A 17,072-nucleotide genomic window follows, 5' to 3' on the forward strand; every position below is an offset into this window, starting at 1 on the left:
GAACAAATATATGTTCCGGCTTTTTGCATTTTTGAGCTTTATATTTTATTTAACAGCACCAGGAGTTGTGTAAGCTAGAGTTTGAGCATCAACTTCTGCCCAGCCCGAAGCCCAGTTTTCTGAACCAAAAGCACCTTTGTAAGCTACCTGAGTAAAGAATGAACCAGATACTTTTGCGTTTGTGAATGCTGCACCTGTAGCTGCCACAGAATTAGCCGCTAATGTGAACCCTGCCGTACCTAACGTAGTACCTGAACCGAAATCGCTGAAGTATAAATAAGGACTTGTATATAATGCAGAAGCAAAAGTAGTTTGTGCAAATGTGTTGTCTAAACGTAATTTAGCTTCAATCGCCGCAGCTGCAGCAGCATTACTCACAGAAACTTCTGTCGTTTTTGTACCATAAACTAAGTTGTTTGCAATAACCATATTCCCACTCGTAAAGTTCGCTGAGGTAGAATTAGCGGTTACCACTTTAGTATCATCGATATATAAACCAATTGGGAATCCAGAAATTACTGAATTTAAAATACTGATTGAAGAGTTACGACGAATTTGAGCACCGTGATAGAAGTTTGCATTAAATGAACCGCCATTGGCTTTAATTGGACCTAAAACAGTTACGTTAGAGAAAACTGCAGACGTTTTGGGTGTCTGATCCGTTCCGGTTGCATTGTTATCAGATTCAAAACCGTTAGATTGAGACTGATCCGCAACGGTAGAAACACGTTGTGCCAAAGCAAATTGAACATTACCCGCATAACCAAAATCCGTATCGAAATCATCATCCCAAGTACCGATGGCCAATAAGTGTTTTGCATTCACTGTTCCACCAAACCATTCGAAAGCGTCATCACCAGAACGGTAAATCTGGATATAATCAAGTGTAGTACCGTTGCCGACACCACCCATGGTTAAACCGTTAATTTCATTATCAACTGAGTACGCTATGCCTCCGTATTCGATACGTACATATTTCATCGTTCCCGAGTTATCTGCAGCATCAGTACCGCCATAATAGATGTATAATTTTTCATCTTTACCAGTTGGCTGAACTAAACCACCTTCAATTTTTACGTCTGTACCTTGATTTACTGGTGCTTTACCTAACAAAATAACGCCACCCCAGTCGCCCTGACTACGAGCACCTGATGCTAAAGCCGATGTGAAAACGATTGGTTTATCTACCGTACCGGTTGCATTAATCTTCGAACCACGTGTTATAATTAATGTTCCTTTTGTTGCTTTATCACCTTTGATAATTGTTCCCGGCTCAATGGTTAATGTTGCACCATTGCTTACAAAAACGAATCCCTTTAATAAATAAATTTTGCTTGCAGACCATGTCGTATTTGCTGAAATCTCGCCGCTGATTTCAACAACATTTGTTGTAGGACCACCGCCTGGGGTTTCCGTAGAAGGCCCTTCCACAATCACATTCTTCTTACAAGAAGTTGAAAATAAAACTACTGATAAGGCAAGTAGTATAAATTGGTTTTTCATTTTTTTTGCTTTAATATTTTTTTACAAATAGAGATTTTTAATTTTTATTCAGGATTAATATCCTGTTACCAAATTGTTAATGACTAAAAAGTATAGTTAAATGATAATGAGATATTTCTTCCTGACCTGTAAGATGAAAACGTCTCGTCCCCACCGTTACCAATGCTGCCATTATATTTTTTATCGCCGTTGTAATCAAAGTAAATTATGCTTCTTTGGTTAAGGATATCACCAGCATTTAATTTAAACTCGCCTTTCGATTTAAGGACTTTGTAACTTACCTGAAGATCGATTACATCTCTTGGGTTTTCCCAGGTGCTTGGAAAGTTGATACCACTTGCCTGAACAATTCTTCTTCCGATTTTATTGTAAAGAACATTGAAATTAAGCTTATTATCTAAAGCGCTATGTTGCAAACCTGCGTTGACAACATATGGAGATTGACCAACCATTGGTCGGGTTTTATCGATATAGTTCTGGTCTGTCGGGTTGGTAACTTTAGATTTTATTAAAGATAAGTTAACATAGGCCGTTGTGTTCTTGAAGAAGTTATTGTCGCCTATAAAGTTTAAATTCTTCCTGCCTTCAAACTCTAAACCGTAAGTATAAGCTTTAGGTGTATTAAAAAATGAAACATCAGGTGTCGACAAAACATCGTAACGATACGATTCGATTGCATTGGTAAAGTGCTTATAAAAAGCGGACACTGAGAACAACTGACCAGCTTCCGGATAAATTTCGTATCGAATATCAGCATTATCAATTAACGAACGCTTTAAGTTTGGATTACCAGTAATGTTACCTAATAATTCGTAGTCATAGTATGATGATAGAGACAACTCTCTGAATTCTGGTCTTGCTAATGTGCGGTAGTAAGATGCCCGTAAGTTGGCTTTCTTAGTTAAGCTGTAAGTTAAGTTTACTGATGGTAAAACATCAACCTGCGAATCATCAACATAAGTCCTGCTGATACTCATCACCTTAACGTTATAGCTTTCTACCCTTGCACCGTAAACGGCTCTGAAATTTTCGCCAAATTTCTGATCAAGCATTACATAACCGTAATTGGTAAATGAATTTGCTTTATAGCTATCTAATTCACCACCAACTTCTGCAAGTCTGTAAACGCCTGATTCAAAAAGGGATTGAGAAAATATCTGATTTACCGGCAAGCTTCTGATTTGCGTTTGCAAATCTGGATTATTCGTAATTAATTCCGCACCAATAAACCTTGCAGCGAAGTTACGGTCACGATATTGAGAGCCTAAACCCAATTTAAAAGTTGTCGAAGCATCAAATAATTTGAATGGTGTGCTATAGTTTACATCGCCCGAATATATATCTTCATTTAAATCAGAGAATAAACGTGTGTTATCTTTACCTAAAGAGGTAATGTTTGCCTGATACAATACACTTGGATCGTTCTGGGCAGCTAAAGGTTTTGTATAGTTAATTTTTAACTGGTTTGGCTGATTATTACCGATATTACTGTAAGATGCAGTCCATTTCAATTTATTATTTCCCTCACCAATCTGATGATCACCTTCTAAAGTCGTTTTGAAAAGTGACTTCTGCATAACGTCATAGGCATAAAAACGGTTTAATGAGTTACCGTCTTTTATACCGGTTCTTTCTGCGTAAGTATCGTCGTAATTTCTGTTATAAATATTCTTGAAACTGATTTTATTCTTTCCGAACGAGTAGGCAAAGTTTGCCAATCCACCAAGGTTGGTAGAGAATTTATATTGATTATCGGTGTAATTGTAAACGTAAAAGTTACGTTCAACATCCTGATTTATCGTTTGTGCGTTTCTATATGTTGCCGAGATCAGGGCACCGAATGTATTGCCACTTTCGAAATGTTTTACCCTGCCTAAACTCAATTGATAATTCTGCGTTGGTAATGCAGACCTGTTTTTCACTGTTAAATCGTTTGGCAATGATTTTAGCGCAGCAATATTTTTAGAACTTGTCAATGTTCCTTTAGCTACTTGTTCACTACTAGGAAAGTTCTCAGCCAATTGTTTTGAACCATCTTCGAAGCCCAAATAGTTCTGAGCGTTTTTCTTTGTCGCTAAGAAATCTTTAAAAGTCGACTGACTGTTATAGCCATAACCTACGCCAAATGAAAGAAAATTTTGGTCCGGAATATCTTTAGTTACGATTTGAACCGCCCCACCTGCAAAATCCGCAGGAAGATCAGGTGTTGCAGTCTTGCTGATGGTAATTTTATCGACCAAGTTAGATGGTACAATATCGAAAGAAAATGCCTTTTTATTTGCTTCTGTACTTGGAAGCGTCGAATTATCCAAGGTGGCTGTATTATAACGATCACTTAAACCACGAACGATAACAAATTTATTATCCTGAATCGTTGCTCCGCTAACACGTTTTAAAACGTCAGATGTATTTCTATCTGGCGATTTTTTGATTTGTTCGCTGGAGATACCATCAGAAATTAACGCACTGTTTTTTTGCTGTGCATATAAAGTATTAATGGATTCTTGCTTAAAGCTGGCTTTAATAACAACTTCACCAAGATTTTGCCCGCTGGCCTCACTAAGTGTAACACTTAGATTAGTAACAGCCGGAGATTTAACTTCAATGTCTGAAACTTCTTTGGTTTGATACCCTACATAAGAAAATTCTAACGTGTATTTGCCATTTGCCATGGCTTGTAAAGTGTATTTTCCATCAACGTCAGTTGACACACCTTTCGTTGTACCTTTAATTTTAACGGTAACGCCAATTAAAGTTTCTCCTGTTTTCGTATCTGATACAACGCCTGAAATTTTACCGGTTTGAGCGTAAGCAGCTATGCTTAAAAATAAAACCAGCATTGTTAATGCTGCGCTTTTAAAAAGTTTGAGTGAGTTCAATTTGCCTGTATTTAATTTTAGGCAAAGCTATTACCACAATGTTAGCTATATGTTAGATGTTAATTAAGCTTTGTTTAGCTAAAGGTTAATTTAATGTTAATGGCTTTTGATTTAGTATTTAATACCCACTTTCCTGCAAATGAAGTGCAATAACCATATCGGGCCAATTAACAGGAATTTAACATCATCCAGGAAAGAAGGTTTTTTACCTTCTATTTTATGACCGATGAATTGCCCTATCCATGAAATGATAAAGATGATGAGACAAACTAACCAAACAGAAGGTCCGCCTGCTTTTTCCCATTGTTCTAACGATACGATTCCCCAACTCATAAGAAATACAAGAATTAGCATCATGTAGGAGAGAACAGGAGACAAACGGTAGTAATAGTAGATGGAAAAAGCAATTAAGAATGATGCCCAATTTACGAATCCGTTATACTTACCTAAAAAACCTAATTGTGGAAACGGGATTGACCAGACCAAACCTAATAAACTGAAGATAATTAACGGCACACAAATCCAGTGGATAACTTCATTGGTGTGGTTGTTATGGCTTTCCTGATATTTATCGAAATAAACATCTACAGGACGCTTTATTTCCGGTTTTTTGGTTTGCTTGCTCATTATGTAAAAATAAAAAAAGCGATGAAATATCCATCGCTTTTACCTTTGTTTATTAGAATCCATATAGGTTTTAAAACCTATATGGGCTATTTTTTACTTCGCAAAAGCCACTGAACGGGTTTCCCTGATAACGGTAACTTTAATCTGGCCTGGATAAGTCATCTCCGTTTGAATACGGGTAGAGATATCTGCAGCTAATAATTCAGCCTGTGCATCGGTAATTCTTTCACTTTCTACAATTACGCGAAGTTCCCTTCCTGCCTGGATTGCAAAAGTTTTCTCAACACCAGGATAAGACAGTGCCAACTCTTCTAAATCCTTTAAACGTTTAATGTAGCTTTCTACAACCTCTCTACGGGCACCAGGACGGGCACCGGAAATCGCATCACAAGCTTGGATAATTGGAGAGATCATCGACGTCATTTCGATTTCATCATGGTGGGCACCAATTGCATTACAAATTTCAGGATGTTCTTTATATTTTTCTGCAAGTTGCATACCTAAAATTGCGTGAGGCAATTCCGGATTATCATCAGGCACTTTACCGATATCGTGTAATAAACCGGCGCGTTTTGCCATCTTCGCATTTAGACCTAATTCTGCAGCCATTGTAGCACAGAAGTTCGCAACCTCACGCGAGTGATGTAAGAGATTCTGCCCATAAGATGAACGATAACGCATACGGCCAACCATACGAATTAATTCTGGATGTAAGCCATGAATCCCTAAATCGATAACGGTACGTTCCCCTATTTCGACGATTTCATCTTCAATTTGCTTTTTAGTCTTCGCTACAATTTCTTCGATACGAGCCGGGTGAATACGACCATCGGTTACCAAACGGTGTAAGGCCAAACGGGCAATTTCCCTTCTCACCGGATCAAAACCTGATAAGATAATTGCTTCCGGTGTATCATCAACGATAATTTCGATACCGGTAGCGGCTTCTAAGGCTCGAATATTTCTACCCTCTCTACCGATTACCCGACCTTTAATTTCATCACTTTCGATGTGGAAGATGGAAACAGAATTCTCTATGGCAGCCTCAGTTGCTGTACGCTGAATGGTTTGGATAACCACCTTTTTTGCTTCTTTACTTGCAGTTAATTTTGCCTCATCAACAATGTCCTTGATCTGAATCATGGCTTGTGTACGGGCAACTTCTTTTAAGTTATCTACCAATTGGTTCTTAGCCTCTTCTGCAGATAAGCCAGCAATAGTTTCCAGTTGTGTTAAATGCTGGTTTTTTAAAACTTCTACTTCTTCCTGCTTTTTAATGGCAAGTTCAGTCTGTTTTTCTAAATGAACTTTCTGTTTATCAAGTTCAGCTTCCTTTTTATTAAAATTTTCCAAACGCTGATTAACAGATTGTTCTTTCTGTTTCATTGTATTTTCGCGTTGGTTTATTGAATTATTTTTAGCGTTAACTTCCTGTTCGTGTTCTGCTTTTAACTGCAAAAATTTCTCTTTTGCTTCGAGAAGTTTATTCTTTTTTAAAATTTCAGCATTATTCTCTGCATCTTTTAAAATCTTTTTAACCTTATTCTGTGCAGCAACTTCCTGCTGTTTAAGCAAGTTGCGCAGCAGGAACCTGCCTACTGCTATACCGATACCTAAGCCTGCTATTAAGGCAAATATGTATCCTAAAATTTCCGTTATCTCCATTTTGTTTTTTAAGTAAAAAAAAACCGCAACTAATTTTTTTAAGTCTCATCATTTTAAACCTCAACTAAGCATAATTGGGATTTAAGCCATTTTCAGGTGCCGAAGCAGATGAAATACGCCCTCTTAACCCCATAGATATTGAAGTGTTAAGTTTTATAAAATTGAAACTCAAAAAACCAGCCGCGGCTATGTTTTTATGCTAATAAGAGCACCGTCATCCTGATCCAATAACTATCGGATTCATCAGAATCTCATTTATCAAGTCTCTGAAACAAGTTCAGAGTGACGAATCGCCCAAAGAACGAACCTTTATTTAGTGAAAAAACCGTTGAGTAAAACATCCAATTCTTCAACTTTATCAGCAACAGCAGTATCCTGGTTTTGTACTTTATTTTCTGTTCTTAATACAGCGGTTGCATAATGCAATACAGCCATAGAAAGAAGATCCTGCTTATCTCTGACCGCATAATTATCCTGATAATCCTTTATGCGTTCATTAATCATTTTTGCCGCCCGTCTCACAATCTCTTCCTCTTCTGTATTCACCTTTAAAGGATAAATACGGTCGGAAATGGTTATCTTAATCGAGATTTCTCCCATTGTTAGCTTAGTTTCTGATTTTGTCCCATCGCTTATTTTTTAAGCAATGCGATATTTTTATCAATCTCCCGCACAAAATCGTTAATTTTTTGTTTAATGTCAAGCGACTTTTCGCTCGTACCCTCAATACTTTTTGCAATCTTGGTAACCCTCAGTTTTTCCTCGAGTTCGCTGTGTTTGCCTTTAAAAGTATCAAGTGCAACTTTTAACGATTGGTTTTCAAGCTTTAACAAATCATTTTCTTCCTGCAAAGCATTACACAACTCGATTATACGTGCTGTTTTTTGTATTACTTTATCTAACTGATCTGCAACAGAAGTCATGAATTTATTTCTAAAAATACGAATTTAAATTTTATTTCCTAATTTCTGCACCTGCTTGTTGCGTTAAATTAGCGATTAGTTTCTGCATGATTTGTTCGATTTGTTTATCGGTAAGGGTCTGCTCTTCATCCTGTAAAATAAAATTTAAAGCGTAAGACTTTTTACCTTCCGGTAATTTATCACCTTCGTAAACATCAAAAACACCCACTTCTTTAATCAGTTTTTTATCGGTTTTAAATGCAATTCCTTTTAAAGAATCGAAGGTTATACCTTTATCCACCAACATAGATAAATCTCTTCTTACCTGCGGATATTTTGAAACGTCTTTGTTAACGATTTTATTCTTCTTAACAATGTCAAGCAATCCGGCCCAATCAAAATCTGCATAGAACACTTCTGCATTCACATCAGCCTGTTTCCTGTCGGCTTTTGTTGCAGCGCCAAAACTCACCAGGGTTTTATCCCCTCTGAAATATTTAATTCCATAAGCAAAGTTTTCATCCTGCAAAACATCGGATTGATAGGTTGTGATACCCAGACGGGAAATCACCGCATCAACCGCAGCTTTTAAATTATAGAATGATGCTGATTTTGTGCTTTGGTTCCATTGTTCGCTCTGTGTAGCGCCAGAAATTAAAAGCAATAACCTTGGGCGCTCAACATATTTCTCATTTATTAAATGATAGGTTTTACCATATTCATAAAACTTCACATCTGCATTTTTACGATTTTGGTTGTAAGCCACACTTTCCAGCGCAGGCATTAACAAACTCTGGCGCATTACATTTAAATCACTGCTTAATGGATTTAAAATAAATACAGCTTCATCTAGATTTTTGGAGTAAGCAGATTTTGTTAACGAATTACACCAGATTTCTGCAAAGCCGTTGGCGGTAAGCATATCGGCAATTACATTCTGGGTGTTTTCCTTATCGGGCCTTGAGCTGTTTGAAAGCGATGCATTTATTTTCGTCGGAATCGCAATGTTATTGTAACCATAAATACGCAAAACCTCTTCCGTGATGTCGCACTCGCGGGTAACATCAACTTTGAAAGAAGGTACTCTCAAGGCTAAAACATCATCTGACGTACTCGTAGCCGAAATTCCTAAAGCTGTTATAATATGTTTAATCTCTGCCGATGGAATATTGGCGCCGATAAGCTTATTGATATTTGAATAGCTTACCTCAAATTCGAAAGGCTTAATCTGGTTTGGATAAATGTCAGAAACCGGTGACGAAATTTCACCACCAGCAAGTTCTTTGATCAAAATCGCAGCATATTTTAAAGCTGTAACCGGTATTTCAGGATCAGTACCACGCTCGAAACGGAAAGATGCATCCGTTTTTAAACCATGTCTTTTAGATGTTTTCCGGACAGAAACCGAATTGAAGTAAGCACTTTCTAGAAATACATTTTTTGTGTCTGCATCAACCCCCGAAGTCTTACCGCCAAAAACCCCTGCAATACACATTGGTGCTTCTGTATTGCAGATCATTAAATCGTCTGCACTTAATTTACGCTCAACATCATCCAGGGCTACAAATGGAGTACCTTCAGCTACCTTTTTCACTAAAACTTTTCCGCCGGCAATTTTATCGGCATCGAAGGCATGCAAAGGTTGTCCAAAACCATGTAAAACATAGTTGGTAACATCCACAACATTGTTAATCGGACGTAATCCTATAATTTTTAATTTGTCTTTTAACCAATCCGGCGACTCTGATACGGTAACACCAGAAATGGTAAGGCTGCTGTAGCGTGGACAGGCAATTAAATCTTCGACTTCGACCGGAATAACTAAATTGTCATTATCAACCTTGAAGGAAGATAAATCTGGCATTTGATATTCACTTTTGAAATATGCTGCCAAATCCCTTGCAACGCCTAAATGTGAAGCTGCATCAGCCCTGTTGGGTGTTAAGCCAATTTCAAAAACATGATCATCATTGAGCTGAAAATGTTCTTTTGCCAGAATACCTATCTCCGTATCCGTAGATAAGATCATAATTCCATCATGAGATTTGCCTAAACCAATTTCATCTTCAGCACAAATCATCCCCTGAGACACTTCTCCCCTAATCTTCGATTCCTTTATTTTAAAAGGCTCACCTTCTAAGGGATAAACAGTTGTACCAACCGTGGCCACAACAACTTTTTGTCCGGCAGCCACATTTGGTGCACCACAAACAATTTGCAGATTTTCTTTACCGCCAATATTTACAGTGGTTACACGTAATCGATCCGCATTGGGGTGCTGCACGCAAGTTAAAACTTCTCCAACAACCAAACCTTCTAAACCGCCGGCAACAGGCTGAACTTTATCAACGCTTTCCACCTCTAAGCCCACATTGGTCAGAATTAATGAAAGTTCCTGAGGTGTTTGGTCTATTTGAACGAATTGTTTTAGCCAGTTATATGATATTTTCATTTGTTAGTATCAAGTATTGAGTATCAAGTATCAAGAAAAGGCAAGAGCGATACTCAGTTTCATAAAACGCAAAGATATTATTTAAAGCGCAAAGCAGAAAGCTAAACGAGAGAACTTGCTGGAAAAAATTCCGTCCTCCCCAATACGCCATAGTCTGTGTCCTCACACTTGGAATAAACTATACCCGATGTGATGGCGCCATTAAAAATAAATTAATGATTAATTTTAAGATTAGACAGGATTACCGCACAAGCACCGGCACCGATAACCAGCATAATAACCGAAGCAATGATTAAGCGTAACGCAGGTTTAAGTGGTTGGTTCTTTATTGATTTTATAATAAGCTGGATAATTCCGACAAATAAAAGAAATCCAACAATAGCCCAATAGATGATTATGCCCATAGTATCGTTAACTGTTAGCAAGAATAACTGCGCATGCGCCAAAACCAATTACAACCATGATTACTGAAGCGATGAGGAGTTTTAATCCTGGTTTTACAGGCGCATTATTCGATGCAGCTACAATCATCATAATTATACCAACAACAAATAAAACTACTGTCGCCAGTCCGTAAAGTATAAGAAGAAAAAACAGCATACTACTTCATATTTAATTCAGCCCTGATGGCGTCAATTTTATTATCGCGATAAAAAATATTCATGGTTTCGAACGGTACGATCTTATATTTTTCACTTACAATATGTACGCATGATTTCTTGACCGCGCGGACATCAAAATCCAGCGGATCCATGAAATTCATTATAATAATACGAAAAAGATTATCATAACTCAAGTTATCAGACTTCACCCTGGGCAAACAGCACATTAACTCACCGAAAGTATCCTCGGCACAATCTACCGATACGCCGGTGCTAAAGAGATTAAGCATATGCTCTTTCAACTTTTCATCATGCTCAAAAACGATTGTATTTTTTGAATTGTTTAATAAATCTTCGGGATTTATAAGGTGTGTCATCGGGATTACTTCGTCGCCGATTTTCAAAGCATAAGCCATGCAAAGCGCATCAGGATTACAAGGAACAGGGATTAAATCCTGTGGCGTAAAAGTCGGATATTGCTCATAAATTTTCCTGCGAACCTCGGTTAATGTAATTCTACCAGCCTGGTCATTATAATCATCGTTTCTGCCGGCAACCTGTGTGGGTTGAAAAGTAACCCCGCGAACGCATTTCTGTTTCGTAGCGTAATCAATGATATCACCGATTTCGCCATCGTTTAATCCTTTTTGTAAGGTAACCACAAGGGTTGTTGATACGTTAAACTGGTTGAGGTTGGCAATTGCTTTCCTTCGAACTTCTGTCAAATCTTCCCCTCTTAAACGTGTCAGCACATCGGCATTAAAACTGTCGAACTGTAAATAAATTTCGAAATCGGGCATATAAGAAGCCAGTTTTTCCACGAAGTTTATATCCTTGGCAATCCTGATGCCGTTGGTATTAACCATTAAATGCTTAATCGGCTTGGTTTTGGCCAAATCCAGGATCGCAAAAAAATCCGGATGGACGGTTGGTTCGCCTCCTGACAACTGCACTACATCTGGCTCACCTTCATTGGCAACCACCACATCCATCATGCGTTCTATTTCTTCGAGCGTTCGGTGCCTGCCATAATTCGGAGATGACATGGCATAACAGGTAGGGCATGCGAGGTTACACCTGTCGGTAACTTCGATAACGGTTAAACAGGAATGCTGTTCGTGGTCTGTACACAACCCACAATCATAAGGACAGCCATAATGCACTTTCGTATTAAACTTAAGCGGCATTTCCGATTGCTTGTTGTAATTTCTAATCTGCTTATAGTATTCCACATCATCAGCAATCATCACTTTACTATCTCCGTGTGTCTTACAATTTTTAAGCATAAATACCTTCGCATCCTGAAAAACAATTTTTGCATCACAAAGCATAAGACATTGAGGGCAAAGGCTTTTGGTATAGTCGTAGTAGATATAATCTCGGATATTAGCCATATTCTTTCGTTTGTTCAGTGAAGGCAGATTTCACTATTCTTATTATGAATCTATAATAATAAAGAAAAATAAACAATGCCGACCAATGAATACTGCTTAAATTTAAGAACAACGACTCATAAGGCTTGAGGAATTCGATGAGGAAGCGAAAAAGAAAATACGAAACCATTAGGAGTTTAAAGCGATCGCCATTAAGCATCTCTTTCTTTTTAAGACTGTTAAAAAGCAACAGTAATGCTATCAAAAACAACATTTCATAAAGCATGATGGGGTGCCTTTGAATGCCATCGCCCAAATCCATACCGGCAAGGAAATTGGTTGGTACGCCATAAGTTGGCTCATCTATCCCCATTGAAAAACAACCTATTCTACCGATAAATAAGGCGACCAGGATTGGGGTAACATACAAATCGCCTGAAGCAATGTTGACACCAATAATCTTTTTTATAAATTCCACACCAAAAAGTCCACCCAGCAAACCACCCACAATGGTTTTACTTTGATAGAGCGTAAAAAAAGTGATGTGATTCAATTGTCTGGGTGTTTCCAAAATCGCGACAACCCTCGACCCGATTAAAGCGCCAAGCATTGCGCCCAGCATGATCCACAAACGATTTTCATCCGAAATCTGATCGGCAGTACCTTTTTTTAGATAATAGTATATCCTAACGCCTATTATAAATGCCAGCGTTTCAAAAATATAATGATAGTGATAGTATTCACCAAAAAATCGAAACTGAAAGGGGAATAAGTGGTTTGCGCTCAATAATTATTTAAAGAAAAGCCTTACAAAAACAGGCAAATGGTCCGAAAAATATCTTTTGTCTTTACTGTCGCTAAGTACAGCAAACTTTTGAACTTTAAAACCTTTATTTACAAAAATATAATCAATACGGTTTTTTAATTCGCTGTTGAAATCAAATGCATTGAAGGTACCTGATGGTCCATAAGGCGCTTCTTCTGAAATTTCCTTTGCATCCTGAAGAAAAGATTTTATAGTGGCGATGGCCTCCGTTTCCGGCGTAACATTTAAATCGCCCGTATAAATCACAGGCAGCTTTGGTGCAATTTCCTGTATCTTCTGTTTAATGAGCTTTGCTGATTCTATCCTTGCCTTTACACCAACGTGGTCATAGTGGGTATTAAAAACAATAAATTCCTGTTTGTTCAGATTATCATACAATTTTACCCAGCTGCAAATTCTTGGCAAAACAGCATCCCAACCTTTTGAAGGAACATCAGGCGTTTCAGATAACCAAAAAGTACCGCCATCTTTTTTCCTAAACCGGGTTTTATCGAAATAAATAGCTGAAAATTCGCCTTTTCGCTTACCGTCATCGCGGCCTACGCCTACAACATCGAAGTTTGTATTTTCGCTTAGGGCGTCAAACTGTTCTGCCAGGGCCTCCTGAACGCAAAGGATATCGGCATCATGAAATTTAACCAATGCTTTGACATTATCTTTCCGGTTTGGCCATGCGTTTATACCGTCGCCGGGATTATTGTAGCGAACGTTATAAGTAATTACATTAACTGGAACTTGTTTTTTCTGAGCAAAAACCGAAATGTTAAAGCACAGACATAAGCCTAATATAAATGTTTTCATACGGCCAATTTACAAAAATGTTCCTTTTGTAAATTGACTTAATGTTAAATCATTGATATCAATTAAATTTTAGAGCAAGCCTTCATCTTTATAGCTATAATAGCCACTATCTGTAAAGATAAGGTGGTCTACAACATACAAATTTAACATTGTACCCGAAGCTGCTAAATTTCTGGTCAATTTATTATCGCTTTCGCTAGGCCTTAAATTTCCGGATGGATGGTTATGTGCGAGAATAATGTTGGCTGCATTATTTTCCAATGCTATCTTGAAAATAATTTTCGGATCGGCTACCGTGCCTGCTTGCCCACCTTTGCTGATAAGATGCTTGCTGAGAATTTTATTGGAACGTTTTAATAGCAAAATCCAAAATTCTTCATGATTTAAATGAGCAAAAGTGGGGTGCATATATTTATAAACATCGCTTGAAGCGGTAACCTGAATGGTTTCTTCATTTGCATTTTCATTGCGCCTTAAACCCAATTCCAATGCAGCCACAATGGAAACTGCTTTAGCCTCGCCGATGCCCTTGAATTTTGAAAGTTCTGAAATAGAAGCCTTACCCAGTTTAGTCAATTTATTTTCGTAAAAACTTAAAATCCGTTTACTCAAATCGACTGCCGTTTCATTTTTATTGCCAGAGCCTATTAAAATGGCTATCAATTCAGCATCTGTTAAATGCCTTCTCCCGTTTAACAAAAGTTTCTCTCTCGGCCTGTCTTCTTCAGCCCAAAGTTTTATACCAATTTTTTGTTCGTAATGCGCCATATTTTTCGATAAAAAAAAGGCATCCCAACTTTTGGTTGGGATGCCTTTTACTAATATCGTAAAAAAAAATAGCTTATGCTAAACCGTTAACGAATTTAGTTAATTTCGATTTATTGTTAGCCGCTTTATTTTTGTGAATAACGTTTTTCTTAGCTAAACGATCCAACATAGAAATTACTTTAGGCAATAAATCTGAAGCAGTTTTTTTATCTTCAGCTGCACGTAATCTTTTAATAAAAGTACGTGTAGTTTTTGCCTGATATCTGTTACGTAAACGTTTTGTAGCGTTTGCTCTAATTCTTTTTAATGAAGATTTATGATTTGCCATTTTAATTTAGCCTTTTATTTTTCTTATTCGTTTCCTATAATTCGGGTTGCAAATATAGGATTAATGTTTTTAAATCGCAAAACACTTTTTATTTTTTTATTGATTTTTTTTCAGCCCTTTATTTAATGTACAAAAATAGCTTTGATTTATTCTAAATCAATAATAAATACCACAAATAACGCCCTCCACTAAAATAGCTGTTTAAAAATGCTATTTTTGGTGAAACGAATTTTGAGTGAAAAAACGAATAGCCATCTTTGCTTCGGGTTCGGGCTCCAATGCCCAAAAACTCATGGAGCATTTTAAACGAAGCACCGATATCGAAATTGCCCTGGTATTAACCAATAATGCAGAAGCTTATGTTTTGCAAAGAGCTGATAATTTTGAAATTCCAAGTCATATTTTTGATAAGCACGAATTCTATAAAACGGACGACGTCATCGATTTATTAAAAAACCTGGATATAGATTTCATTGTACTTGCCGGATTTTTATGGCTTATTCCGAAGAACTTAATTGCTGCTTATCCAGGAAGAATAATCAATATACACCCTTCAATTTTGCCAAAATTTGGTGGTAAAGGTATGTATGGCGACCATGTGCACAATGCGGTACTTGCTGCAGACGAACCGGAGGGCGGGATTACCATTCATTATGTCGACGAAAATTATGATGAGGGGGAATATATTTATCAGGCTAAATATAAAATTGACAAGAACGATAACCTTGAAATGGTGAAGTTTAAGGGTCAGCAATTGGAACACCTCCACTACCCTAGAATAGTAGAAAGTATTGTTAAAAAGATAAAAAAGTAATTGCTTGTTAGTATTGTAATTAAGTTTCAACCTAAATAACAATTACACTTTACCGTTCAGCATAAAAATATGTCATGTTTTTGATCGAATGAGGCCAAGGCTATATATTTAATTTCCTCTAGCCTTGCATCAAATTTTAATAAGCGCATACTTATACAGCTTGCAATTTTTGCTTTAGCAAAACTTTATACCTTAAATCTTACTAAAAACCTCAGATAAGAATATAAACCCAGATGGCCTTTCCATGAATTTTCTCCTTATTCTGCTGATCGGAGCTATGCTCTGCCGGATTTCCTTCATGGTGATTATAGTTCTCCATGAACTTGGCCATGCAGTTACCGGGATGCTGTTTTCAAAGGCAGGCGCAACAATATACCTGGGCTCTTATGGCGATGCACCGGCGTCTTACAAATATTCAATAGGAAAACTCACCCTCTATATCCTCAAAAACCCTTTTAAATGGATCGGAGGAATGTGTTTGTTAGACAATCAGTTGATTTCATTAAATAAAAAGATTATCCAGCTCCTTGCCGGTCCCGTTATGCCTTTAATTGTGGCGGCGATAACCTTTACCTCAGCGTTATACTTCGATTGGCATGGCTCGGTTAAGCTTGGTATAGCAATCTTACTGGGCGTTGCTATCTATAGCATGTTGCAAAGCCTCATTCCTACATCAAAGCAAATCCAAACCAGTCAGGGGAAACCGATCAATAACGACGGCAAGCAAATCAAAAACCTGCTAAAGTTAAAACAAGTGGAACCTGTGGTCAATCGTGCATTAAAACTATTCGATGAAGGACACTATGCTGAAGCCGGGCCACTATTTTATGAAAAGGTTCTGAAAGTAGTCAGGCAACCGGAAATTTTCAAACTTGCTACTTTAGCCTATCTGCATGCCAAAAACTATGAAAGAGCCAGAGAAGTAACCATGGAACACCTTAAAGAAGGTGAATTCGATACTGACGATTTTTCGAATGCTGCGCTGGCCTGCTCGCACTTAGAACAAAATGAACTGGCTATAGAATATTATAACCTTTCACTAGCCCTTGATCCAACCCATAAATATTCACTAAACAACTTAGGCTTTACTTTGAATAACATTGAACAGTACGAAAATGCGATTGAATTATTCGACAGGGCCGTTCTGGTTGATCCAAGCTTCGCATATTCTTACAACAACAGGGGATTCGCTAAAATGATGCTTGGCGATTTAGAAGACGGACTTGCGGACATCGAAAAATCTTTTAAACTGGATCCTGAAAATGCCTACGCCTACCGCAACTTAGGCATTTATCAACTTAAACAAAATAACGACAAGAAAGCGCTTGAACTGTTTGAAAAAGCAAAATTAATTGATCCGTCAACCCACAAAATTGATTACTATATCGATATAGCCAGAAAGTAACGGTAAAGAGCATAACAACCACTTCTCACATTTCATTATGCTAAACTAGTTTAAAACTTACGCGATCATCCCTCCAAACCCCGCAATTAAATAATCCTTTTTTTACGCCATCATATTCTTAAAAAGC

Annotated in this window: 16 protein-coding genes; 2 read left to right on the top strand and 14 right to left on the bottom strand. The window is 37.5% G+C overall.

Features of this window, described 5'->3' with window-relative positions:
* Positions 1-45: 45 nt before the first annotated feature.
* From ASF92_RS11880 to rpsT, 14 genes are all read right to left on the bottom strand, one after another.
* Positions 46-1,503, bottom strand: a complete 1,458-nt coding sequence (locus ASF92_RS11880) for a hypothetical protein (RefSeq protein ID WP_056092854.1) — start codon at positions 1,501-1,503, stop codon at positions 46-48.
* A gap of 83 nt (positions 1,504-1,586) precedes the next feature.
* The gene (locus tag ASF92_RS11885; RefSeq protein ID WP_231729800.1) at positions 1,587-4,382 is read right to left on the bottom strand and encodes a TonB-dependent receptor; all 2,796 of its coding nucleotides are present in this window, start codon (positions 4,380-4,382) and stop codon (positions 1,587-1,589) included.
* 111 nt (positions 4,383-4,493) lie between these two features.
* The gene (locus ASF92_RS11890) at positions 4,494-5,009 is read right to left on the bottom strand and encodes a DUF962 domain-containing protein (protein ID WP_056092862.1); all 516 of its coding nucleotides are present in this window, start codon (positions 5,007-5,009) and stop codon (positions 4,494-4,496) included.
* Between the two features lie 93 nt (positions 5,010-5,102).
* Complete coding sequence (gene rny, locus ASF92_RS11895; protein WP_056092864.1) at positions 5,103-6,674, bottom strand: ribonuclease Y; 1,572 nt, start codon at positions 6,672-6,674, stop codon at positions 5,103-5,105.
* A 309-nt stretch (positions 6,675-6,983) separates the two neighbouring features.
* On the bottom strand, positions 6,984-7,274 hold the full coding sequence (locus tag ASF92_RS11900; protein ID WP_056092867.1) for a cell division protein ZapA: 291 nt from the start codon (positions 7,272-7,274) through the stop codon (positions 6,984-6,986).
* A gap of 32 nt (positions 7,275-7,306) precedes the next feature.
* Positions 7,307-7,597: a hypothetical protein gene (locus ASF92_RS11905; RefSeq protein WP_056092870.1), complete on the bottom strand. Its 291-nt coding sequence runs from the start codon at positions 7,595-7,597 to the stop codon at positions 7,307-7,309.
* Between the two features lie 31 nt (positions 7,598-7,628).
* A complete protein-coding gene (gene pheT / locus ASF92_RS11910) occupies positions 7,629-10,028 on the bottom strand; it encodes a phenylalanine--tRNA ligase subunit beta (protein ID WP_056092872.1) in 2,400 nt (799 codons plus the stop codon).
* A gap of 212 nt (positions 10,029-10,240) precedes the next feature.
* Entirely contained in the window at positions 10,241-10,432 is a 192-nt protein-coding gene (locus ASF92_RS21405) for a hypothetical protein (protein ID WP_056092875.1), read from the bottom strand.
* A 7-nt stretch (positions 10,433-10,439) separates the two neighbouring features.
* The gene (locus ASF92_RS11920; protein ID WP_056092878.1) at positions 10,440-10,628 is read right to left on the bottom strand and encodes a hypothetical protein; all 189 of its coding nucleotides are present in this window, start codon (positions 10,626-10,628) and stop codon (positions 10,440-10,442) included.
* Between the two features lies 1 nt (position 10,629).
* Positions 10,630-12,024 carry a radical SAM protein gene (locus tag ASF92_RS11925; protein ID WP_056092882.1) on the bottom strand — a complete coding sequence of 465 codons (1,395 nt, stop codon included), beginning with the start codon at positions 12,022-12,024 and terminating at the stop codon, positions 10,630-10,632.
* The gene (locus ASF92_RS11930; RefSeq protein WP_056092885.1) at positions 12,017-12,790 is read right to left on the bottom strand and encodes a prolipoprotein diacylglyceryl transferase; all 774 of its coding nucleotides are present in this window, start codon (positions 12,788-12,790) and stop codon (positions 12,017-12,019) included. The genes ASF92_RS11925 and ASF92_RS11930 overlap by 8 nt, the downstream gene beginning before the upstream one ends.
* A gap of 3 nt (positions 12,791-12,793) precedes the next feature.
* Entirely contained in the window at positions 12,794-13,630 is an 837-nt protein-coding gene (locus ASF92_RS11935) for an endonuclease/exonuclease/phosphatase family protein (RefSeq protein WP_056092888.1), read from the bottom strand.
* 69 nt (positions 13,631-13,699) lie between these two features.
* A complete protein-coding gene (gene radC / locus ASF92_RS11940) occupies positions 13,700-14,398 on the bottom strand; it encodes a DNA repair protein RadC (RefSeq protein ID WP_056092891.1) in 699 nt (232 codons plus the stop codon).
* A gap of 73 nt (positions 14,399-14,471) precedes the next feature.
* Positions 14,472-14,726 carry a 30S ribosomal protein S20 gene (gene rpsT / locus ASF92_RS11945; protein ID WP_056092894.1) on the bottom strand — a complete coding sequence of 85 codons (255 nt, stop codon included), beginning with the start codon at positions 14,724-14,726 and terminating at the stop codon, positions 14,472-14,474.
* Between the two features lie 235 nt (positions 14,727-14,961).
* Here rpsT and ASF92_RS11950 point away from each other — a divergent pair, with 235 nt between their 5' ends.
* A complete protein-coding gene (locus ASF92_RS11950) occupies positions 14,962-15,540 on the top strand; it encodes a phosphoribosylglycinamide formyltransferase (RefSeq protein ID WP_056092897.1) in 579 nt (192 codons plus the stop codon).
* Between the two features lie 244 nt (positions 15,541-15,784).
* On the top strand, positions 15,785-16,945 hold the full coding sequence (locus ASF92_RS11955) for a tetratricopeptide repeat protein (RefSeq protein ID WP_157263850.1): 1,161 nt from the start codon (positions 15,785-15,787) through the stop codon (positions 16,943-16,945).
* The last annotated feature ends 127 nt before the right edge of the window (positions 16,946-17,072 follow it).

Origin of the sequence: Pedobacter sp. Leaf176, from assembly GCF_001424305.1 — a bacterium.
Taxonomy (GTDB): Bacteria; Bacteroidota; Bacteroidia; order Sphingobacteriales; family Sphingobacteriaceae; genus Pedobacter.

What these genes read in the sequence shown, in the direction of transcription:
- ASF92_RS11900 (WP_056092867.1), bottom strand. Translation starts at nt 7,274, where the DNA reads ATGGGAGAAATCTCGATTAAGATAACCATTTCCGACCGTATTTATCCT.
- ASF92_RS21405 (WP_056092875.1), bottom strand. Translation starts at nt 10,432, where the DNA reads ATGGGCATAATCATCTATTGGGCTATTGTTGGATTTCTTTTATTTGTC.
- ASF92_RS11925 (WP_056092882.1), bottom strand. Translation starts at nt 12,024, where the DNA reads ATGGCTAATATCCGAGATTATATCTACTACGACTATACCAAAAGCCTT.
- ASF92_RS11890 (WP_056092862.1), bottom strand. Translation starts at nt 5,009, where the DNA reads ATGAGCAAGCAAACCAAAAAACCGGAAATAAAGCGTCCTGTAGATGTT.
- ASF92_RS11880 (WP_056092854.1), bottom strand. Translation starts at nt 1,503, where the DNA reads ATGAAAAACCAATTTATACTACTTGCCTTATCAGTAGTTTTATTTTCA.
- ASF92_RS11935 (WP_056092888.1), bottom strand. Translation starts at nt 13,630, where the DNA reads ATGAAAACATTTATATTAGGCTTATGTCTGTGCTTTAACATTTCGGTT.
- rpsT (WP_056092894.1), bottom strand. Translation starts at nt 14,726, where the DNA reads ATGGCAAATCATAAATCTTCATTAAAAAGAATTAGAGCAAACGCTACA.
- radC (WP_056092891.1), bottom strand. Translation starts at nt 14,398, where the DNA reads ATGGCGCATTACGAACAAAAAATTGGTATAAAACTTTGGGCTGAAGAA.
- ASF92_RS11955 (WP_157263850.1), top strand. Translation starts at nt 15,785, where the DNA reads ATGAATTTTCTCCTTATTCTGCTGATCGGAGCTATGCTCTGCCGGATT.
- pheT (WP_056092872.1), bottom strand. Translation starts at nt 10,028, where the DNA reads ATGAAAATATCATATAACTGGCTAAAACAATTCGTTCAAATAGACCAA.
- ASF92_RS11905 (WP_056092870.1), bottom strand. Translation starts at nt 7,597, where the DNA reads ATGACTTCTGTTGCAGATCAGTTAGATAAAGTAATACAAAAAACAGCA.
- ASF92_RS11920 (WP_056092878.1), bottom strand. Translation starts at nt 10,628, where the DNA reads ATGCTGTTTTTTCTTCTTATACTTTACGGACTGGCGACAGTAGTTTTA.
- rny (WP_056092864.1), bottom strand. Translation starts at nt 6,674, where the DNA reads ATGGAGATAACGGAAATTTTAGGATACATATTTGCCTTAATAGCAGGC.